At 41.1% G+C, this 19722-nt stretch carries 23 protein-coding genes and 1 pseudogene; 16 read left to right on the top strand and 8 right to left on the bottom strand.

The features are described from left to right. Positions 1–5: 5 nt before the first annotated feature. From DXZ23_RS03590 to rapA, 6 genes are all read right to left on the bottom strand, one after another. A complete protein-coding gene (locus DXZ23_RS03590; RefSeq protein ID WP_017805445.1) occupies positions 6–788 on the bottom strand; it encodes an amino acid ABC transporter substrate-binding protein in 783 nt (260 codons plus the stop codon). A gap of 221 nt (positions 789–1009) precedes the next feature. Further along, positions 1010–2377, bottom strand: a complete 1368-nt coding sequence (gene hemN, locus DXZ23_RS03595; protein WP_017805444.1) for an oxygen-independent coproporphyrinogen III oxidase — start codon at positions 2375–2377, stop codon at positions 1010–1012. A 10-nt stretch (positions 2378–2387) separates the two neighbouring features. Continuing rightward, positions 2388–2822: a DUF2489 domain-containing protein gene (locus tag DXZ23_RS03600; protein WP_017805443.1), complete on the bottom strand. Its 435-nt coding sequence runs from the start codon at positions 2820–2822 to the stop codon at positions 2388–2390. Positions 2823–2825: 3 nt separating this feature from the next. After that, complete coding sequence (gene yihI / locus DXZ23_RS03605; protein ID WP_017805442.1) at positions 2826–3392, bottom strand: Der GTPase-activating protein YihI; 567 nt, start codon at positions 3390–3392, stop codon at positions 2826–2828. Between the two features lie 93 nt (positions 3393–3485). Then, positions 3486–4145: a bifunctional tRNA pseudouridine(32) synthase/23S rRNA pseudouridine(746) synthase RluA gene (rluA, locus tag DXZ23_RS03610; protein ID WP_017805441.1), complete on the bottom strand. Its 660-nt coding sequence runs from the start codon at positions 4143–4145 to the stop codon at positions 3486–3488. Continuing rightward, on the bottom strand, positions 4145–7039 hold the full coding sequence (gene rapA, locus DXZ23_RS03615) for an RNA polymerase-associated protein RapA (protein WP_017805440.1): 2895 nt from the start codon (positions 7037–7039) through the stop codon (positions 4145–4147). Before rapA ends, rluA begins: the two co-directional genes overlap by 1 nt. A 189-nt stretch (positions 7040–7228) precedes the next feature. On the opposite strand from rapA, the pseudogene DXZ23_RS03620 reads away from it, so the two are divergent. The 8 genes and pseudogenes from DXZ23_RS03620 to DXZ23_RS03655 all read left to right on the top strand — a co-directional run bounded on the left by DXZ23_RS03620 (position 7229) and on the right by DXZ23_RS03655 (position 14223). Further along, a pseudogene (locus DXZ23_RS03620) lies at positions 7229–7879 on the top strand (IS1595-like element ISHpa1 family transposase). Between the two features lie 206 nt (positions 7880–8085). Then, positions 8086–8460, top strand: coding sequence for a 30S ribosomal protein S12 (gene rpsL / locus DXZ23_RS03625; RefSeq protein WP_017805438.1), 375 nt, complete (start codon positions 8086–8088; stop codon positions 8458–8460). Between the two features lie 128 nt (positions 8461–8588). Continuing rightward, the gene (gene rpsG, locus DXZ23_RS03630; RefSeq protein ID WP_011609791.1) at positions 8589–9059 is read left to right on the top strand and encodes a 30S ribosomal protein S7; all 471 of its coding nucleotides are present in this window, start codon (positions 8589–8591) and stop codon (positions 9057–9059) included. A gap of 114 nt (positions 9060–9173) precedes the next feature. Further along, positions 9174–11276 (top strand): elongation factor G, encoded by a 2103-nt coding sequence (gene fusA, locus DXZ23_RS03635; protein WP_017805437.1) that lies wholly within the window; start codon positions 9174–9176, stop codon positions 11274–11276. A 69-nt stretch (positions 11277–11345) separates the two neighbouring features. After that, positions 11346–12530 carry an elongation factor Tu gene (gene tuf / locus DXZ23_RS03640; protein ID WP_017805436.1) on the top strand — a complete coding sequence of 395 codons (1185 nt, stop codon included), beginning with the start codon at positions 11346–11348 and terminating at the stop codon, positions 12528–12530. A gap of 282 nt (positions 12531–12812) precedes the next feature. Continuing rightward, on the top strand, positions 12813–13226 hold the full coding sequence (secE, locus tag DXZ23_RS03645; protein WP_017807502.1) for a preprotein translocase subunit SecE: 414 nt from the start codon (positions 12813–12815) through the stop codon (positions 13224–13226). A gap of 1 nt (position 13227) precedes the next feature. Beyond that, entirely contained in the window at positions 13228–13779 is a 552-nt protein-coding gene (gene nusG, locus DXZ23_RS03650; RefSeq protein ID WP_017807503.1) for a transcription termination/antitermination protein NusG, read from the top strand. A 57-nt stretch (positions 13780–13836) separates the two neighbouring features. After that, positions 13837–14223: a hypothetical protein gene (locus DXZ23_RS03655; RefSeq protein ID WP_017807504.1), complete on the top strand. Its 387-nt coding sequence runs from the start codon at positions 13837–13839 to the stop codon at positions 14221–14223. A 46-nt stretch (positions 14224–14269) separates the two neighbouring features. Here DXZ23_RS03655 and DXZ23_RS03660 read toward each other — a convergent pair whose 3' ends face one another. Continuing rightward, a complete protein-coding gene (locus tag DXZ23_RS03660) occupies positions 14270–14659 on the bottom strand; it encodes a helix-turn-helix domain-containing protein (RefSeq protein WP_017807505.1) in 390 nt (129 codons plus the stop codon). A 401-nt stretch (positions 14660–15060) separates the two neighbouring features. Continuing rightward, entirely contained in the window at positions 15061–15711 is a 651-nt protein-coding gene (locus tag DXZ23_RS03665) for an IS1595-like element ISHpa1 family transposase (RefSeq protein WP_017805439.1), read from the bottom strand. 76 nt (positions 15712–15787) lie between these two features. Here DXZ23_RS03665 and DXZ23_RS03670 point away from each other — a divergent pair, with 76 nt between their 5' ends. From DXZ23_RS03670 to DXZ23_RS03705, 8 genes are all read left to right on the top strand, one after another. Then, positions 15788–15982, top strand: a complete 195-nt coding sequence (locus DXZ23_RS03670; RefSeq protein ID WP_017805432.1) for a hypothetical protein — start codon at positions 15788–15790, stop codon at positions 15980–15982. Positions 15983–16004: 22 nt separating this feature from the next. Next, positions 16005–16250: a hypothetical protein gene (locus DXZ23_RS03675; RefSeq protein ID WP_017805431.1), complete on the top strand. Its 246-nt coding sequence runs from the start codon at positions 16005–16007 to the stop codon at positions 16248–16250. A 161-nt stretch (positions 16251–16411) separates the two neighbouring features. After that, entirely contained in the window at positions 16412–16840 is a 429-nt protein-coding gene (gene rplK / locus DXZ23_RS03680) for a 50S ribosomal protein L11 (RefSeq protein ID WP_017805430.1), read from the top strand. Positions 16841–16843: 3 nt separating this feature from the next. Beyond that, positions 16844–17533, top strand: a complete 690-nt coding sequence (gene rplA / locus DXZ23_RS03685) for a 50S ribosomal protein L1 (RefSeq protein ID WP_017805429.1) — start codon at positions 16844–16846, stop codon at positions 17531–17533. Positions 17534–17899: 366 nt separating this feature from the next. Beyond that, positions 17900–18391 carry a 50S ribosomal protein L10 gene (gene rplJ, locus DXZ23_RS03690; RefSeq protein WP_017805428.1) on the top strand — a complete coding sequence of 164 codons (492 nt, stop codon included), beginning with the start codon at positions 17900–17902 and terminating at the stop codon, positions 18389–18391. 51 nt (positions 18392–18442) lie between these two features. Beyond that, positions 18443–18814, top strand: coding sequence for a 50S ribosomal protein L7/L12 (gene rplL, locus DXZ23_RS03695; protein ID WP_017805427.1), 372 nt, complete (start codon positions 18443–18445; stop codon positions 18812–18814). A 146-nt stretch (positions 18815–18960) separates the two neighbouring features. Next, on the top strand, positions 18961–19203 hold the full coding sequence (locus tag DXZ23_RS03700) for an antitoxin (protein ID WP_017805426.1): 243 nt from the start codon (positions 18961–18963) through the stop codon (positions 19201–19203). Then, positions 19200–19604, top strand: coding sequence for a type II toxin-antitoxin system VapC family toxin (locus DXZ23_RS03705; protein ID WP_017805425.1), 405 nt, complete (start codon positions 19200–19202; stop codon positions 19602–19604). Before DXZ23_RS03700 ends, DXZ23_RS03705 begins: the two co-directional genes overlap by 4 nt. Positions 19605–19722: the final 118 nt, after the last annotated feature.

Raw genomic sequence — 19722 nt, forward strand, 5'->3', positions numbered from 1 at the left:
AGAAATTATTTAACACTGATATTTTTACCGAAGAATTGTTCACCTAGTTTTTTCAGGGTGCCATCATTACGAAGTTCTTCAATGGCTGCACTAATTTTCGCCAGTGCTTCCTCGTTGCCTTTATTTACAACGAAGCCCGCCCCCACTTTGTCTGCGGATTCCCAAAATGGTTTTAAGCCTGAATTTGGGTTTTTCTTCAAATAATCCAATAAGGCTAAAGAATCATTAAAGGTTACATCAGCACGTTTTTGTTGAATTAACAATAAACCTTGTGCCATTCCATCAATCGGCACAATTTCCGCACCGTATTTCACTGCAAGCTCACCATAGTTTGAGCTGAGGGTTTGTGCTGCTTTTAAGCCTTTCACATCTTCCACTTTGTGAATACGATTTTCATCTTGGCGAGCCAATAACATCGCACCAGACCAACTATAAGGCTCAGATTTATCAAAGGTCGCTTGGCGTTCTGGGGTGGTGAGTGCCACTTGGTTTGCTACAAGGTCAAAGCGTCCGCCTTTTAAGCCCGCAAGCATTGCGTCCCATTGGGTTTCTTTAAAATCAACAGTTACACCGAGTTTTTCCGCAACGGCACGGGTAACTTCCACATCATAGCCAGTTAATTTTCCGCTTGCATCGTGGTAAGTGAAGGGCACATAAGTGCCTTCTGTCCCGACGGTAATCGTCCCTTTATTATTAATGCGATCAAGTAAGCTGTCGGCAGCGAATGCTTGGCTTGCCGTTGATAGTGCCAATACAGAGGTGGCTAAAAAAGTCAATTTTTTCAACATAGTACTTTCCTCAAATAATAGAATGAAGCAAATTTGTTTTTTCAATGACAAGCATTGTAAAAGAAACAAAAGGATTTACAAATAACTTAAAGGAATATGTTATAAAAAAGTAAAATATATAACTGTTTAATTTCCATACATATTTCAAGATTTTTCGCGGGTTTTCGGTGGGAAAAGAAAAAACATCGCCAAAAAACACCGCACTTTTATTTCGTTTTGAACTAAATAATCCGCGAGAACTGTTGTCGGCGGGCTTGTTGTCGGGAGTAAGTATCAAAACACAAGCAAATATTGCGAATTAGCAAATGCCCAACAGGGGAAACCAGTAATCCTTTTTCGCCAATTTCAATTAAGCCATCTGCTGCCAGTGGGGCGAGCAATGCCAAATCTTCGGCAAAATGCTGTTTAAAATCAATGCCATATTGTTGTTCAAAGGGGGCATAATCCAATTTAAAATTACAAATTAATTGTTTGATCACATCACGGCGAAGGCAATCTTCTTGGCTCATTACAAAGCCTTTGTGAAGTGCGGTGCCTTTTTGCTCAATATCTGCGTAATACTGTTTTAGCTCTTTTTGATTTTGTGCGTAAGTGTCGCCCAACAAGCTAATTGCGGAAACGCCAAGCCCTAGCAAATCCGCATCTTCTTGTGTGGTGTAGCCTTGGAAATTGCGGTGTAGCACGCCATTTTGTTGTGCTATAGCAAGTTCATCATCAGGTTTCGCAAAGTGATCCATTCCAATAAAGCGGTAGCCAGCACCCTCTAAGGTTTCAATGGTTTTTTGCAAAATGGTAAGCTTGGTTTCAGGGGCGGGGAGCTGATCCTCTTTGATCTTCGCTTGCCCTGCGAAACGGCTCGGCAAATGGGCGTAGTTGAACACGCTCAAACGATCGGGATTCAGCTCGATCACTTTTTGAAGCGTGAACATAAAACTTTCCACATTTTGCAATGGCAAGCCATAAATTAAATCTAAATTGGTGGATCGAAAGCCCAAGGCTCTTGCCCGTTCCAATAAGGCTTGAATAAAGTTTTCGTCCTGTTCGCGGTTCACCGCTTTTTGCACCGCTTTATTGAAATCCTGCACGCCCATACTAATGCGGTTAAAGCCGATTTTACGCAGATGATAGAGAGTTTCCAGCTCAATTTTACGCGGATCCATTTCGATACTAATTTCGGCGTTATCGGCAAAATGAAAATGCTCACGCAACATTGCCATTAAACGGCTGGATTGTTGCTCTGTGAGATAGGTCGGTGTGCCGCCGCCCCAATGCACTTGGGTTACCTTGCGATTGCGGAAAAGTGCGGCACGATTTTTGATCTCTTTTTCTAAATAATCGAGATAAATATCCGCTTTGTGCTGATGACGCGTAATGATTTTGTTACAGGCGCAGAAATAGCATAATTTATGGCAAAACGGGATATGCACATAAAGAGAAAGCGGACGGTCAGGGTAACGCTCGGCGGCAGCTTGGAAATCTTGTTCGTTATAATTTTCGTTAAATTCCAATGCCGTAGGATACGAAGTATAACGCGGCCCAGAATAGTTATATTTTTGAATTAACGCGGAATCCCACATAGTTCCAGACATTAATTTCCCCCTAAAAATTTTTCATATCCAACAATAATTGATCTAATTCCAACGTTATTTTTGCCTCAAGCTCCGCCTCCGCACTCTCACGGGTAAGATCTAAACGCATACGTTCGTTCTTTTTCAATGCGGTTCTCGCTTGATGGGTTGGCATTTCTTTCACCACCTCATAAAGCTCACCCATCGCGGGATAGCTGGCGATTTTAATGCCTAGCGGATCAAGCAACATTTTGAGGCGAATCACGCCTTCAGAAAGATTACAATCGCCATTTTGCATTGCACGGGCGATAATCTCAATACTCTCTTTTAGGCGTTTTACACGCACCAAGCGTGCATTTTCTAACGCCTTCTTTTGGCTTTTCAACGCACGCAATAATTTCACCGCATAAGCGGCCATTCCCACAATAATCAAAAGCCCGAGGGCAATTAAAAGATAAATCCACATAAATTATTTAAACTGATTAATATCAATGGTTTCAAAAGTGCGGTATAAATCTTCCGCATTTTCTTCTTCATCTTTAATGCCAAGCTCGTCCATTAATTGAGCGATGCGATCAAGGCATTCGTCTACAAAGGCTTGATCTTTGGCATTTAAGGTTTTGCCTGCTTCAAGCTGATCCAACAAATCATTTAAACATTCGTTGTTTTCAAGCTGTTCAAGTTCCACCATAGGATCAAGGGCTTTCGGTTTTGTAACTTCCACGGGCGGAATGGTCATTCCTTTTTCAGGTTTATTGACAAATTCCACCACTAATGGGATTTTTTTACGGCTACCAACGCGGGGATCTTGCACCTGATTTTGCTCCAAGGGTTTATTTTCCCCTTGGCTACTATGACGCGATCCCGCCGCTAAGCCTTTGTGTTTTTTCTTTCTTTTTTCTTCACGGGCTTTGGCATCTAATTCATAGCGGGTGAGTTTCCGCCCACGAGATTTCGCGGGGCTTTGTGCAGGTTTATCCGCTTTGCGTGTCGGCATAATATCCGTGATACGGCGTGTTTTTTTTTGACGGGACATAATTTCTCTACTATTTGGTAAAAATGAATTGGGGAGAATTGTAGCATTAAATCACCAATTCTCCGCATTATTTCTGTGATTGGTTAGAATGAATTAAAACGGTACATCTGCCGTGAAATTCATTATTTCGCCCGTTAAAGGGTGGCGAATTTGTAAGGATTGGGCGTGTAAACACAAACGTGGCGACATCGCTTTCGCTTGTGGGTGCGCATAAAACTTATCGCCTAAAATAGGGTGGCCAAGGGCAAGCATATGTAGCCTTAATTGGTGCGAACGCCCTGTAATTGGGGTGAGCTTCACCCTTGTGCTGTTATTGGGGAGGCGTTGTAAAACCTCAAATTTTGTTACCGCACTTTTCCCCCGCTCAAAACAAATCTTTTGTCGCGGGCGGTTTTCCCAATCGCAAATCAAGGGCAGATCCACCGTGCCATTCTCCGCCTCTAAATGCCCCCACACTAAGGCTTGATAGGATTTTTTCGGCTCACGTTCACGAAACTGACGCTTGAGTTCTTTATCCGCCAGCTTACTCATCGCGAACAGCAAAATCCCACTGGTCGCCATATCAAGGCGGTGAGCGGGTTCGCAAAAACCGTATTTTTCTTTTACCCGCGACATTGCACTGTCGTAATATTGGGGCTGATTGCCTAGGACGGAAAGCAGCCCGCTGGGTTTATTTACTAATAAAATGTGGTTGTCGTGATAGATCACGTCTAACCAAGGTTCTTGCGGGGGATTGTAATCAATTAATGCCATTATTTACTCTTATTACTGATGACCACACGCAGGCTGTCCAATCGCCACGAGGCATTATGCAAATGCTCAAGAATTTGGCTACGTTGCGTGCTTAATGTGTCAATTTCATCTTGGCGAATGTTTTTATTCACCTGCTTTAACGCCTGCAAACGGGTTAGCTCGCTATCAAGGCATTGCTCCGCACGCTGTTGTGCCTGCGTAATGAGCTGTTGGGCGGTGTCGCCAATGTGTTTTTCGCCCGCTTGCAATAATTGCTCAATGGCAGGACGCAACATTTTCAGCACTTTGCTTGCCATTTGTTTGCCCATCGGCTTGAGTTGTTTTTGCAACAGCTCAAAGCCCACTTTTCCCGCTAAATTATTGCCCTTGCCATCGATCAGCAATCGCACCGGTGTTGGCGGAAGGAAGCGGGTAAGTTGTAAGCCACGTGGTGCTTGGGCTTCGACAATATAAATCAGTTCAAGCCACAGTGATCCCACTGGCAGATCGTTATTGATGAGCAATGATACGGCAGTTTTGCCAATATCGCCATCGGTAATCAAATCAATGCCGTTGCGAATCATTGGGTGATCCCAAGTGAGAAATTCTACCTCTTCCCTTGCCACCGCGAGATCGCGATCGAAGGTTACGGTTACGCCCTCTTCTTTCAAGCCTGGGAAATCTGGCACGAGCATTGTGCCTGTGGGGTGAATAACGATGCTTTTCTCGCCGAGATCTTCTTGCTCCACGCCGATAATATCAAATAAATTTAAGGTGAAATTGATTAATTCGCTTGAGCCATCTTGCTCCGCAATGGCTGCGGCAAGCTCAGCGGCTTGCGTGCCACCATTGGAGTTGATTTCCAATAAGCGATCTCGCCCTTGATAGAGCTGGGTTTTCAAGGCATCACGCTCGGTTCTAGTTTCGGCAACAAAATCATTAAACGCGTCGTCCGCCGTATTTTGCTGTAAAAACTGTTGTAATTTTGCACCGCACTTTTCAAACAGCGTCGCCCCCATCGGGCAGGTTTCTTCAAACGCATTCAAGCCTTGATGATACCACTGGGCGAGTAACACTTGCGGGCTGTCAGCAAAGCAAGGGGCGTAAATCTCGATGTCTTGCTTTTGCCCGATGCGATCTAAACGCCCGATGCACTGTTCCAATAAATCGGGATTATCAGGCAAGTTAAACAGCACCAAATGATGGGCGAATTGGAAATTTCGCCCCTCAGAGCCAATGCTTGAGGTGAGCAACACTTGTGCGCCTTCTTCTTGCTGAGCAAAATATGCTGCCGCTTTATCTCGTTCCACAATAGACATATTTTGGTGGAACACTGCACTGCGAATGGCTTCTTTTTCACGCAACGCTTGCTCCAGTTGGATCGCTGTTTGTGCTTGATGACAAATCACCAGCACTTTTTCTTCGCGGTGTGAAGTCAAAAATTCAATCAACCATTCCACACGGGGATCGAAATCCCACCACGCGACATCGGGGTTCATTTTTTGGAAAATCTGTTCAGGGTAAAAAAGATCCGCACTTTTCACTTCGCCCAATAAATTCAACACGCCAATGGCATTGCGGTATTGCTTTGGCAATGGCAGGGTGATGGCGTGATAATGGCGTTGCGGAAAACCTTTCACCCCTTGGCGGGTATTGCGGAACAATAAACGGCTTGTACCGTGGCGATCGAGTAAATTTTCGATCAGCGTCTGCCGAGCTTGGGCTTTTTTCTCTTCTTGATCAAGATCTTGCAATAAACCTTGAATATCTTGCTCGGAAAGCAAGGCGGCTAAATGTTGTTGCTCTACGTTACTCAGTGGCTGATCGCTGAGCAAGCCGTTCACCGCCTCTGCCACGGGTTGATAATGCTGTTGTTCTTGCATAAAAGCGTTGTAATCATAAAAGCGATCGGAATCGAGCAATTTTAAGCGGGCGAAATGGCTTTCTTGCCCTAATTGTTCAGGGGTGGCAGTAAGAAGTAGCACCGCGGGAATGTGCTTCGTCAGTTGCTCAATGATTTGATAAGCCAAACTTGGAGCTTGTTCAGACCACGCCAAATGATGGGCTTCGTCCACAATCAGCAAATCAAAATCCGCGTTGGCAAGCTGTTCGGCTCGTTTTGGTTCTTGCACTAGCCAATCCAACGCACAAATAATCAGTTGCTCGGTTTTGAATGGATTGCTCGCCACGCCCCCATCAAGCCCATCAAAATCGACACAACGCTCTTCATCAAACAAGGAAAAATGCAAATTAAAACGGCGGAGCATTTCCACAAGCCATTGATGTTGCAAGGTTTCTGGCACAATAATCAGCATTCGCTCCGCTTTTTCAGCAAAAAGTTGCTGTTGCAAAATCATACCCGCTTCAATGGTTTTCCCCAGTCCCACTTCATCAGCGAGCAAAACACGCGGAGCAATTCGCTGCCCCACTTCTTTGGCAATATGCAACTGGTGCGGAATTAAGCCGCCACGAATGCCACGCAACCCGCGTAACGGCGATTGAAATTGGGCTTGACGCTGTTGCAACGCTCGATAACGCAATACAAAATGGCTAGCCCGATCGATTTGTCCCGCAAATAAACGCTCTTGTGGCTTGCTGAAGGTGATTAGCGGGCTGAGTTCCGCCTCTTGCAACATCGCCTCTTGCCCGTCGTCTTTTTTCACTAAATAGAACGCTAGCCCGTTATGATTTAGCACTTCAATGGCCACGCCACTCCAGCCTTCTTTATGGCGGATTTCATCGCCCACCTGAAACAACACGCGTACGAGCGGGGCATTATCGAGGGCATAAATCCGAATTTCTTCGGCGGCGGGGAAGCTCACCGTAACCGTACGATGATTGACTTCACTGATTAATCCCAACCCAAGATCATTTTCACTTTCACTAATCCAACGCTGACCAACTATAAAGGACATAACATTTACTCTTATTATTTTTATTACGACACAACAGCGACAAAGCCATCTCGCCAATATCTGCTGACAAAAAAGGCGGCTATTTTAACGATCTTGCGACAAATATGACAAAAATTTGAGAGTTATCACAAATTATAAGGGGCTGTCCTAGATAACAACTAAAAAATCTATTTAGGTTAGAATGAACCAATGAGAAAAAGTCGTCTAAGTCAGCACAAACAAAATAAACTCATTGAGCTATTTGTTGCAGGTGTTACTGCAAGGACAGCAGCAGAGTTAGTCAATGTAAACAAAACGACTGCCGCATATTACTTTCATCGTTTATGCCAACTCATCTATCAAAACAGCCTTCACTTAGAGATGTTTGAAGGTGAAATTGAAGCCGATGAAAGTTATTTTGGCGGTGCTCGCAAAGGCAAACGTGGTCGTGGTGCGGCAGGGAAAATTGCGGTATTCGGGCTTCTCAAGCGCAATGGCAAGGTTTATACCGTTGCGGTTCCAAATACGCAATCTGCCACCTTGTTACCCATTATTCGGGAGCAGGTAAAGCCTGATAGTATTGTTTACACCGATAATTATCGTAGTTATGACGTGCTTGATGTGAGTGAATTTAGTCATTTTCGTATCAATCACAGCACACATTTTGCTGAAAATCATAACCACATTAACGGAATTGAGAATTTTTGAAGCCAAGCAAAACGCCATTTACGCAAATTTAATGGTATCCCAAAAGCGCATTTTGAGCTTTATTTAAAGGAATGTGAATGGCGTTTTAATTACAGCAACATAAAAAGTCAAATTTCTATTTTAAAACAATTGGTTAAAGGGAGTTTAGTCTAGTTATCTAGGACAGCCCCAAAAATTATGCCTTATAACATTTTGCTATAAATTATCTTTTTTAAAGTGCGGTCAGTTTTAGACGATGTTTTTCTTAGCCTTGACATTGCACGCATTCAAGATTAAAATTCGGCGTCTATCTATTCTAAGATAGAGTAAAAAGTAAACATTCTTTTATGAATAACATTTAATAAACTGGAGCTTTTTTAATGGCAACTATCAACCAGCTAGTACGCAAACCGCGTGTTAAAAAGGTTGTAAAAAGCAACGTTCCTGCATTAGAGGCTTGCCCGCAGAAACGTGGCGTGTGTACTCGTGTGTACACAACTACACCTAGAAAACCGAACTCAGCATTACGTAAAGTATGCCGTATTCGTTTAACAAATGGTTACGAAGTAACTTCTTATATCGGCGGTGAAGGTCATAACCTTCAAGAGCACAGCGTTGTGCTTATCCGTGGCGGTCGTGTTAAAGATTTACCGGGTGTGCGTTATCACACTGTACGCGGTGCATTAGACTGTGCTGGCGTTAAAGATCGTAAACAAGGTCGTTCTAAATACGGCGTGAAACGTCCTAAAGCTTAATGGTTCTCCGTTAAGTAAGGCCAAACGCTAATTAAATTAAATAATTATCATAAACTCCAGTAAACGTAAGCTCTCTTACACAACAGAGTTTTGGATAATCCTGAAGATTAAAAAACGGAGAAATTGCAATGCCACGTCGTCGTCGTATTGAACCACGCAAAATTCTTCCAGATCCAAAGTTCGGATCAGAATTACTTGCGAAATTTATTAATGTATTAATGGTAGATGGTAAAAAATCTATCGCCGAATCTATCGTTTATGGTGCGTTAGAAACTTTATCTCAACGTACAGGTAAAGAAGCTTTAGAAGCTTTTGAAATCGCATTAGAAAACGTTCGTCCAACTGTTGAGGTTAAATCTCGTCGTGTTGGTGGTTCGACTTATCAAGTGCCCGTTGAAGTACGCCCAACTCGTCGTAACGCATTAGGTATGCGTTGGATTGTTGAAGCAGCGCGTAAACGTGGTGATAAATCAATGGCTTTACGTTTAGCAAACGAATTATCTGATGCTTCTGAAAACAAAGGTGCAGCAGTGAAAAAACGTGAAGACGTTCACCGTATGGCTGAAGCCAACAAAGCGTTTGCTCATTACCGTTGGTAATTTTTTATTCAAACGATTGCTAGGCTTCATCTCATTTTGTGCGGTGAAGCCTTGTGCATATTTAAAATTTTAATTTATTGATTCCAAGCAAGGAAATCAAACAAGGAAATAATAATGGCTCGTGTAACTCCTATTGAGCACTATCGTAATATCGGGATTAGTGCTCACATTGATGCTGGTAAAACAACAACCACAGAGCGTATTCTATTCTATACAGGTGTTAGTCACAAAATTGGTGAGGTGCACGATGGTGCAGCTACCATGGACTGGATGGAACAAGAACAAGAGCGTGGTATTACCATCACTTCTGCGGCAACAACGGCTTTCTGGTCTGGTATGTCGCAACAATACCCACAACACCGTATTAACGTTATCGACACGCCGGGACACGTTGACTTTACTATCGAAGTAGAACGTTCAATGCGTGTTCTTGATGGTGCGGTAATGGTGTACTGTGCAGTAGGTGGTGTTCAACCTCAGTCTGAAACGGTATGGCGTCAAGCAAATAAATATAAAGTACCTCGTATTGCGTTCGTAAATAAAATGGACCGTACAGGTGCAAACTTCCTACGCGTTGTTGAGCAAATCAAAACTCGCTTAGGGGGAAATGCTGTCCCTCTTCAACTTCCAATCGGGGCTGAAGAAAACTTCAAAGGTGTTGTTGACCTGATCAAGATGAAAGCAATTAACTGGAATGAAGCGGATCAAGGTATGACATTTACCTATGATGATATTCCTGCGGATATGCTTGATTTATGTGAAGAGTGGCGTCAAAATTTAGTTGAATCTGCAGCTGAAGCTTCAGAGGAGTTAATGGAAAAATACCTTGGAGGTGAAGAATTAACTGAAGAAGAAATCAAAGGTGCACTTCGTCAGCGTGCATTAGCGACAGAAATCATTCTTGTAACCTGTGGTTCTGCGTTCAAGAACAAAGGTGTGCAAGCAATGCTTGACGCGGTAATTGATTACTTACCAGCACCAACAGACATCGCTTCAATTAAAGGGATTAACCCAGATGAAACAGAAGGCGAGCGTCACGCAGATGATAATGAACCGTTTGCAGCACTTGCATTCAAAATTGCAACCGACCCATTCGTGGGTAACTTAACCTTCTTCCGTGTATATTCTGGTGTGGTTGAGTCTGGTGCAACCGTATTGAACTCTGTGAAAGATAAACGTGAACGTTTTGGTCGTATCGTACAAATGCACGCAAACAAACGTGAAGAAATCAAAGAAGTTCGTGCAGGAGATATTGCAGCAGCGATCGGTTTAAAAGATGTGGGTACAGGTGATACATTATGTGCAGTTGATGCACCAATCATTCTTGAACGTATGGAATTCCCAGAGCCAGTAATTTCTGTTGCGGTAGAGCCGAAAACAAAAGCTGACCAAGAGAAAATGGGCTTAGCGTTAGGACGTCTTGCACAAGAAGACCCTTCATTCCGTGTTCATACCGACGAAGAATCAGGTGAAACCATTATTTCTGGTATGGGTGAGTTACACTTAGATATCATCGTTGACCGTATGAAACGTGAGTTTAAAGTGGAAGCAAACATCGGTAAACCACAAGTATCTTACCGTGAAACTATCCGTACTCGCGTGAATGATGTTGAAGGTAAACACGCAAAACAATCTGGTGGTCGCGGTCAATATGGTCACATTGTTATCGACTTGTACCCATTAGATCCAGAAGGTCCAGGTTACGAATTTGTCAACGAAATCAAAGGTGGTGTAATTCCTGGTGAATATATCCCAGCGGTTGATAAAGGTATTCAAGAGCAACTTAAATCTGGTCCATTAGCGGGCTACCCAGTAGTAGATTTAGGTGTACGTTTACACTTCGGTTCATACCACGATGTGGACTCATCTGAGTTAGCGTTTAAACTTGCTGCATCATTAGCGTTTAAAGCAGCATTTAGCAAAGCAAACCCAGTATTACTTGAGCCAATTATGAAAGTGGAAGTTGAAACTCCACCGGAGTATGTGGGTGATGTAATTGGTGATTTAAGCCGTCGTCGTGCTATGGTAAATGGCCAAGAAGCAAGCGAATTTGTTGTTAAAATCAATGCAGAAGTTCCACTTTCTGAAATGTTTGGTTATGCAACAGATCTTCGTTCACAAACTCAAGGTCGTGCATCATACTCAATGGAACCATTGAAATATGCTGAAGCACCTTCAAGTGTTGCAGCTGCAGTAATTGAAGCACGTAAAAAATAATTTTTGATTCAATAAAACTTCGTAGCATCTCAAGGTGCTACGAAATTTCACTTAAAGGAAACATTAGCAATGTCTAAAGAAAAATTTGAACGTACAAAACCGCACGTAAACGTGGGTACAATCGGCCACGTTGACCATGGTAAAACAACTTTAACAGCAGCAATCACCACAGTATTAGCGAAACACTACGGTGGTTCAGCACGTGCATTTGATCAAATTGATAATGCACCAGAAGAAAAAGCACGTGGTATCACCATCAACACCTCACACGTTGAATACGATACCCCAACTCGCCACTATGCACACGTTGACTGCCCAGGGCACGCGGACTATGTTAAAAATATGATCACTGGTGCGGCACAAATGGACGGTGCAATTCTTGTAGTAGCAGCGACAGACGGCCCAATGCCACAAACTCGTGAGCACATCTTATTAGGACGCCAAGTAGGTGTACCATACATCATCGTATTCTTAAACAAATGCGATATGGTAGATGACGAAGAGTTATTAGAATTAGTAGAAATGGAAGTGCGTGAACTTCTTTCTCAATATGATTTCCCAGGTGATGATACACCAATCGTACGTGGTTCAGCGTTAAAAGCGTTAGAAGGCGATGCGGCATGGGAAGAAAAAATCCTTGAGTTAGCAAACCACTTAGACACTTACATTCCAGAGCCAGAGCGTGCGATTGACCAACCATTCCTATTACCAATCGAAGACGTATTCTCAATCTCAGGTCGTGGTACCGTAGTAACAGGCCGTGTAGAGCGTGGTATTATCCGCACTGGTGATGAAGTAGAAATCGTAGGTATCAAAGAAACTGCGAAAACGACCGTAACAGGTGTAGAAATGTTCCGTAAATTACTTGACGAAGGTCGTGCGGGTGAAAACATCGGTGCATTATTACGTGGTACAAAACGTGAAGAAATCGAACGTGGTCAGGTATTAGCGAAACCAGGTTCAATCACACCACACACAGACTTCGAATCAGAAGTTTACGTATTATCAAAAGAAGAAGGTGGTCGTCATACTCCATTCTTCAAAGGTTACCGTCCACAATTCTATTTCCGTACAACTGACGTAACAGGAACAATCGAGTTACCAGAAGGCGTGGAAATGGTAATGCCAGGCGATAACATCAAAATGACAGTAAGCTTAATTCACCCAATCGCGATGGACCAAGGTTTACGCTTTGCGATTCGTGAAGGTGGTCGTACAGTAGGTGCGGGCGTGGTAGCGAAAATCATCAAATAATGATGATATTGCTAGGTAACACTAGAAAGTTAAGAGAGGGCATCGAAAGATGCCCTTTTGTTTTGCTTGGATTTCTCAATGAAAAAATGACTGCACTTGGCATAAAAGAATAAATAAAGTGCGGTATAATTTTTAAGAATTTTTTCTTTGTATAGATTTATGCCCTTATTGTATGAAATCGTGAAAATTTCTCTTATTTTTAATAGGCAATAAAATAAGAAAATGATACAATTCACCGTTCGAAGTATATCCCAATATAAAATTAAATAATGGATAAACATTATGGCGTTAGACATTCATAAACATAAACATGCTCAAGGGGCGGAAAGTAATCAAAAGTCAAAAGGGCTAAATACGTTTTTGTGGCTATTGGCAATCTGCATTATTGTTATTTCTGCGGTAGGCAATATTTATTTTGCTAACCAATTTTCTACTCCAATTCGAGTTGTTGGAATCGTAATTTTATTACTTATTACTCTTGTTATTCTTGCAATAACTAATCAAGGTGTAAAAGCAAGACTCTTTTTGAGAGATTCATATACAGAATTAAGAAAAATTGTTTGGCCGACTCGTCAAGAGGCAATGCAGACAACCTTAATTGTGGTGACTGTTACGGTTATTGTTTCTCTAATCTTGTGGGGGCTTGATTCTATTATTGTTTCTGTAATTAATTTCTTAACAAATTTGAGGTTCTAAAATGGCAGAGAATACAGCAAAGAAACGCTGGTATGTGTTACAAGCATTTTCTGGCTTTGAAGGCCGTGTAGCAGCAACATTACGCGAATATATTAAATTGCACCAAATGGAAGAGCAATTTGGTGAAGTCTTAGTGCCTACCGAAGAAGTGGTTGAAAATGTCGGGGGTAAACGCCGTAAAAGTGAGCGTAAATATTTTCCAGGTTATGTTTTGGTACAGATGGAAATGAACGATTATACTTGGCAGCTCGTGCGTAGTGTGCCGCGTGTAATGGGTTTTATCGGCGGAACGCCAGATAAACCAGCACCAATCAGCAATCGCGAAGCGGATATCATCTTAAATCGACTTGAGCAAAATTCCGACAAACCAAAACCAAGAACTGTCTTCCAACCGGGTGAAGAAGTGCGTGTTAAAGAAGGACCATTTGCTGACTTTAATGGTACGGTGGAAGAAATTGATTATGATAAAGGGCGTTTAAAAGTGTCCGTTTCTATTTTTGGTCGAGCGACTCCTGTGGAGCTTGAATTTAGTCAGGTAGAAAAAAATAGTTAATATACAAAAGGTAAGCTAAGGCTTACCTTTTTCTTTGGGTTTATTTGGGTGAATAAAATGAAAAAATATCTAGGGCTATTTCTGCTTGCAGGGCTTTGTTCTTCACCGCTCTTGGCAGAAGATTATATTGTGTTTTCTTGTTTTACGGCGAAAGGTAAGCAAATTGCCTTAATAGAAAGCGAGGGATATTATGAGTACAGTTTTGGCAAACCAGGCAAGCCCGAGTTAGTTTTTAAAAACAAAATTGCTGATGTTGAAGCACGTTCTGAAAAATGGAACGGCGTGGGATCTTATTGGGAAGCCTATAACCTTAAAAATGGGCAATATTATTATGTGGTGTATAAATCGGAAAACCGTGTGAGCGATGAACATGAGTTCAGCGGAGGGGTAACGGTTTCTAAAGGCGATAAAGAAATCGCAACGGTTTCTTGCGAACGGTTTTAAAAAACAGTAAAAAAACGACCGCACTTTAAGGAATAAAGCCGTTACTTTATTCCTTTTTCAACAATCGGATAATTTCTTCTAACTGCCGAATTTCTTTTTCTTTTTGTTTTAGAAGCTCTTCTTTGTGCGTGATGATAAGTTTGAGTTTTTCGTTTTCAGCAGAGAGAGCTTGGTCATTATTAGCATAGTTTGTATAAATATAGTCGCTATTTTCATTCATAAAAAAGACGACACCTTTATCAAAGTCAACTAATTCGCAAACTTCAATATTGAATATTTTGGCAATTTGTACAAGTTTATCATAATAGAGCTTACTTTCTCCTCGCTCAATTTTTGAGTACCCACTAACTGACATATTCATTTTATTTGCCATATCTTCTTGAGACCATTGGTGAGCCTCACGCATTAAACGAATTTTATTATGAAGAGTATTCATTTTTATTTTTCCTAAATTGATTTTATTTTGACAATGAAGGTAGGTTATTGTCTTGTTTGATATTGGATCTCTTTTCTTAACTTGATTAGAATTTTAGCACATTTAAATTAAAGTTGTGTAATTCATTATTATCTATTAAGTGTGTATAGAGGTTTGTATGGGAGGGAGTATCAGATTGCCACACACTTGTCCTAAGTGTAGGCAGGTTACAGCAAAATCAGCACAAGAATTAGAAGAAAAATTTGGATATATAACTCTTGGAGGCAATGCAACTAATCAGAGTTGGTGTAAAAAATGTCGTTCAATGAAGTAAAGGTAAACTGATGAAAATAAAGTGCCAAAAATGTGGATTGATAGAAGAAGTTAATATTTCATTAATTATTAGGGGCTGTCCTAGATAACTAGACTAAACTCCCTTTAACCAATTGTTTTAAAATAGAAATTTGACTTTTTATGTTGCTGTAATTAAAACGCCATTCACATTCCTTTAAATAAAGCTCAAAATGCGCTTTTGGGATACCATTAAATTTGCGTAAATGGCGTTTTGCTTGGCTCCAAAAATTCTCAATTCCGTTAATGTGGTTATGATTTTCAGCAAAATGTGTGCTGTGATTGATACGAAAATGACTAAATTCACTCACATCAAGCACGTCATAACTACGATAATTATCGGTGTAAACAATACTATCAGGCTTTACCTGCTCCCGAATAATGGGTAACAAGGTGGCAGATTGCGTATTTGGAACCGCAACGGTATAAACCTTGCCATTGCGCTTGAGAAGCCCGAATACCGCAATTTTCCCTGCCGCACCACGACCACGTTTGCCTTTGCGAGCACCGCCAAAATAACTTTCATCGGCTTCAATTTCACCTTCAAACATCTCTAAGTGAAGGCTGTTTTGATAGATGAGTTGGCATAAACGATGAAAGTAATATGCGGCAGTCGTTTTGTTTACATTGACTAACTCTGCTGCTGTCCTTGCAGTAACACCTGCAACAAATAGCTCAATGAGTTTATTTTGTTTGTGCTGACTTAGACGACTTTTTCTCATTGGTTCATTCTAACCTAAATAGATTTTTTAGTTGTTATCTAGGACAGCCCCAATTATTAAAATAATAGGTGGAGCAATGCCAATAGGTGGATTTTGGGCTTGGGTTACTTATTTTTTTGCAGGAACTGGATTTGCTTTACCTATCTGTATAGCTCTTGTTACAGGTGGTACAGCAATGCTTGTATTCAAAGATGAAATTGTTTCTTGGATTATTCAGAAAGGATATAGTTGTAACAACTGTCATCAATCTGAATGGAAAGTTATTGATTAAAATTAAATAAGGAAAAGTAATTATGGGATTTTGGGATGCCGTAGGCAAAGTGGTTGGTTCTGCTTTAGATAAAGGTAGAGAGATGAATGAGCAAAAACGTCGTGTAATGATGGAATTTGACCATCTTTCTGATAGTGCGTTATTTGAAAAATTGGCAGATTTGGGACGACAAAAAAGATTTGCCGAAGCTGTCGGTATTAAACAATTATTAAAAAACAGGGGATATAGCGATGAAGAGATTAGCCGAAGATCAAAGGCATATCTCTAAAATAGCAATACTATTTTGTTGAGTTGTAAAAATAGTTAGCGTATAATCCGCAATCTACCACGAGCAAGCCATCTTGCTCGTGGTTTTATGTAAAGCATCTTTGATGTGTTTCAATTAACGGGGAGCTGAAAAGCGTTATCACCCATAACGAGGAAATTAAAATGGCAAAGAAAGTTCAAGCCTATGTTAAGTTGCAAGTTGCAGCAGGTATGGCTAACCCTTCACCACCAGTTGGTCCAGCATTAGGTCAACAAGGTGTGAACATTATGGAATTCTGTAAAGCATTCAACGCACGTACTGAAAGCTTAGAAAAAGGTTTACCGATTCCAGTTGTTATTACTGTTTATGCAGACCGTTCATTCACTTTTGTTACAAAAACTCCACCAGCAGCTGTATTATTGAAAAAAGCAGCCGGTATCAAATCAGGTTCTGGTAAACCGAATAAAGATAAAGTGGGTACTGTAACTAAAGCTCAAATCCGTGAAATCGCTGAAACAAAAGCAGCAGATATGACCGGTGCAACAATTGAAACTAAGATGAAATCTATTGAAGGTACTGCACGTTCAATGGGTTTGGTAGTGGAGGACTAATCAATGGCTAAACTAACCAAACGTATGAAAGCAATCAAAGCGGGTGTTGATTCAACCAAAGCTTATGAGATCAATGATGCGATCGCAGTATTAAAACAATTTACTAGCCCTAAATTCGTAGAAAGCATTGATGTGGCAGTAAATTTAGGTATTGATGCACGTAAATCTGACCAAAACGTGCGTGGTGCGACTGTATTGCCAAACGGTACAGGTCGTAACGTTCGCGTTGCTGTGTTCACTCAAGGTGCAAATGCAGACGCTGCGAAAGAAGCAGGTGCAGATTTAGTGGGTATGGAAGATTTAGCAGAACGCATCAAAAAAGGCGAAATGGACTTTGATGTGGTTATCGCTTCTCCAGATGCAATGCGTGTTGTTGGTCAATTAGGTCAAATTTTAGGGCCGCGTGGCTTAATGCCAAACCCTAAAGTGGGTACAGTAACACCAAACGTTGCAGAAGCCGTGAAAAATGCGAAATCAGGTCAGGTGCGTTACCGTAATGATAAAAACGGTATCATTCACACCACAATTGGTAAAGCGGACTTCACCCCTGAGCAATTAAAAGAAAACTTACAAGCATTATTGGCAGCCTTAACTAAAGCAAAACCTGCTTCAGCGAAAGGCGTGTTCATTAAGAAAGTAAGTCTTTCTACCACTCAAGGTGCAGGCGTTGCGATCGATCAAAGCAGCCTATAATCCTGTTTTATAGAAAAGTGCGGTAATTTTTGACCGCACTTTTTCCGTGGCTAATGTGCAAATAGTGCTTTACTTTGTTTAAAAAATAACTATAATTGGCCACCTTAATTTTGTACGTTGTCTTTAAGAGCGAAGTGCAAAATATTGATGGTGCTTGCCAATACAAGCCCCGTCCAAGACCGTAGGTGAAATGGCGTGAGCGATTTCTTAATTTAAATCCTACGTAGATGGTGAACAGACAGAATTTTCTGCTTCTGGACACCTTAGGCTTAGAAAAGCAGACTGGCTTGTTTATAAAGTGCGGTCGGTTTTTTTAAGATTTTTTGTAAGTTCCGCTTTGGCGGAGTGTATCAGGAGCTAAAGCCAATGGCATTAAATCTTCAAGACAAACAAGCAATTGTTGCTGAAGTAAATGAAGCAGCCAAAGGTGCCCTATCAGCAGTAATCGCGGATTCTCGCGGTGTTACTGTAGATAAAATGACTGAATTACGTAAAGCAGCTCGTGAAGCTGGTGTTTCAATGCGTGTTGTGCGTAACACATTATTACGCCGTGCAGTTGAAGGCACTGATTACGAATGCTTAAAAGATGCGTTTGTAGGTCCAACACTTATCGCATTCTCTACTGAACACCCAGGTGCAGCAGCACGTTTGTTCAAAGATTTTGCAAAAGCAAATGATAAGTTTGAAATTAAAGGTGCAGCCTTTGAAGGTAAGATCCAAGATGTTGAATTCTTAGCAACATTACCAACTTACGACGAAGCAATTGCACGTTTAATGGGTACAATGAAAGAAGCGGCAGCAGGAAAACTTGTTCGTACGCTTGCAGCATTACGCGACAAATTACAAGAAGCGGCTTAATTCAAGCCTTTCTTACTCGGTTTAATTTATTTACTTTAGGAATTGATTGTTATGTCATTAACTAACGAACAAATCATTGAAGCGATTGCTTCTAAATCAGTAACTGAAATCGTAGAATTAATCACTGCGATGGAAGAAAAATTCGGTGTTTCAGCAGCAGCGGCTGCAGTAGCAGTAGCAGCTGGCGGTGACGCAGCTGCAGCAGAAGAGAAAACTGAATTTGATGTAGTTCTTGCAGCAGCAGGTGCTAACAAAGTAGCAGTAATCAAAGCGGTACGTGGTGCAACTGGCTTAGGCTTAAAAGAAGCGAAAGACTTAGTTGAATCTGCACCAGCAGTATTGAAAGAAGGCATCGCTAAAGCAGAAGCTGAAGCACTTAAGAAAGAATTAGAAGAAGCGGGTGCACAAGTAGAAATCAAATAATTTTGATTTTTCTATTACCCATTCTGGTTCTAAAAGCCCTGATAGAAATATCGGGGTTTTTTATTTTTTGTTCATTCATTTGCAATATGGCTTAGAGTTATCTAATATATACTTATTTTATAAAGTATATACTCTGAGAGGTTATTATGGTAATAACAAAAGTTTTCCAAAGTGGTAATAGCCAAGCTGTACGTATTCCATTAAGCTTTCGATTAGAGGTTGATACAGTAGAAATATTATATGGTGAAAATGGCGATATTATTTTACGCCCGATCAAACCTAAAGCGGATGTAAGTTTTCTCGATTTATTTTCAGGATTTGACGATGATTTTATTCAAGCATTAGAAGATCGCGATATTGAACCGCCACAAGAAAGAGAAACCCTATGATTTATATGCTTGATACCAATATTTTGATTTATTTAATGAAAAACAAACCGCTCAAGGTTACAGAGCGGGTTGCACAATTAAGTACACAAGATAAATTAGTAATGAGTTTTATTACTTATGCAGAATTATTAAAAGGGGCTAATGGTAGTACTCATTCACTGAAAGCTCGGGAAAATATAGCACGCATAACCCAACGTATTTCTGTACTTCTTCCTCCCAAAGAAATTTGTGAGTTCTATGGCATATGGGCAGATAAATTAAAACGTCAAGGTACGCCTATTGGCGGCAATGATCTTTGGATTGCTTGCCACGCATTAGCTTGTGATGCGGTACTTGTTACTCATAATGTTAAGGAATTTCAGCGGATTTCTTCTTTAAAGTGGCAAGATTGGACGGTTTAAATTAATTGCTTGACCTAAGTTGCTGTAATCCACTATAATAGCCAGCCATTTTTAATTCGCAAAGCCAATTTTGGATTAAAAATATACTGAATAATTCCCGTTTTGTTGCGTTATCATC

The sequence above is a fragment of the Avibacterium paragallinarum genome (assembly GCF_900450705.1).
Lineage (GTDB): Bacteria > Pseudomonadota > Gammaproteobacteria > Enterobacterales > Pasteurellaceae > Avibacterium > Avibacterium paragallinarum.

Bases quoted from the DNA above. Each gene is read 5' to 3' on its own strand.
- DXZ23_RS03590 (WP_017805445.1), bottom strand. From the start codon at position 788: ATGTTGAAAAAATTGACTTTTTTAGCCACCTCTGTATTGGCACTATCA.
- hemN (WP_017805444.1), bottom strand. From the start codon at position 2,377: ATGTCTGGAACTATGTGGGATTCCGCGTTAATTCAAAAATATAACTAT.
- DXZ23_RS03600 (WP_017805443.1), bottom strand. From the start codon at position 2,822: ATGTGGATTTATCTTTTAATTGCCCTCGGGCTTTTGATTATTGTGGGA.
- yihI (WP_017805442.1), bottom strand. From the start codon at position 3,392: ATGTCCCGTCAAAAAAAAACACGCCGTATCACGGATATTATGCCGACA.
- rluA (WP_017805441.1), bottom strand. From the start codon at position 4,145: ATGGCATTAATTGATTACAATCCCCCGCAAGAACCTTGGTTAGACGTG.
- rapA (WP_017805440.1), bottom strand. From the start codon at position 7,039: ATGTCCTTTATAGTTGGTCAGCGTTGGATTAGTGAAAGTGAAAATGAT.
- rpsL (WP_017805438.1), top strand. From the start codon at position 8,086: ATGGCAACTATCAACCAGCTAGTACGCAAACCGCGTGTTAAAAAGGTT.
- rpsG (WP_011609791.1), top strand. From the start codon at position 8,589: ATGCCACGTCGTCGTCGTATTGAACCACGCAAAATTCTTCCAGATCCA.
- fusA (WP_017805437.1), top strand. From the start codon at position 9,174: ATGGCTCGTGTAACTCCTATTGAGCACTATCGTAATATCGGGATTAGT.
- tuf (WP_017805436.1), top strand. From the start codon at position 11,346: ATGTCTAAAGAAAAATTTGAACGTACAAAACCGCACGTAAACGTGGGT.
- secE (WP_017807502.1), top strand. From the start codon at position 12,813: ATGGCGTTAGACATTCATAAACATAAACATGCTCAAGGGGCGGAAAGT.
- nusG (WP_017807503.1), top strand. From the start codon at position 13,228: ATGGCAGAGAATACAGCAAAGAAACGCTGGTATGTGTTACAAGCATTT.
- DXZ23_RS03655 (WP_017807504.1), top strand. From the start codon at position 13,837: ATGAAAAAATATCTAGGGCTATTTCTGCTTGCAGGGCTTTGTTCTTCA.
- DXZ23_RS03660 (WP_017807505.1), bottom strand. From the start codon at position 14,659: ATGAATACTCTTCATAATAAAATTCGTTTAATGCGTGAGGCTCACCAA.
- DXZ23_RS03665 (WP_017805439.1), bottom strand. From the start codon at position 15,711: ATGAGAAAAAGTCGTCTAAGTCAGCACAAACAAAATAAACTCATTGAG.
- DXZ23_RS03670 (WP_017805432.1), top strand. From the start codon at position 15,788: ATGCCAATAGGTGGATTTTGGGCTTGGGTTACTTATTTTTTTGCAGGA.
- DXZ23_RS03675 (WP_017805431.1), top strand. From the start codon at position 16,005: ATGGGATTTTGGGATGCCGTAGGCAAAGTGGTTGGTTCTGCTTTAGAT.
- rplK (WP_017805430.1), top strand. From the start codon at position 16,412: ATGGCAAAGAAAGTTCAAGCCTATGTTAAGTTGCAAGTTGCAGCAGGT.
- rplA (WP_017805429.1), top strand. From the start codon at position 16,844: ATGGCTAAACTAACCAAACGTATGAAAGCAATCAAAGCGGGTGTTGAT.
- rplJ (WP_017805428.1), top strand. From the start codon at position 17,900: ATGGCATTAAATCTTCAAGACAAACAAGCAATTGTTGCTGAAGTAAAT.
- rplL (WP_017805427.1), top strand. From the start codon at position 18,443: ATGTCATTAACTAACGAACAAATCATTGAAGCGATTGCTTCTAAATCA.
- DXZ23_RS03700 (WP_017805426.1), top strand. From the start codon at position 18,961: ATGGTAATAACAAAAGTTTTCCAAAGTGGTAATAGCCAAGCTGTACGT.
- DXZ23_RS03705 (WP_017805425.1), top strand. From the start codon at position 19,200: ATGATTTATATGCTTGATACCAATATTTTGATTTATTTAATGAAAAAC.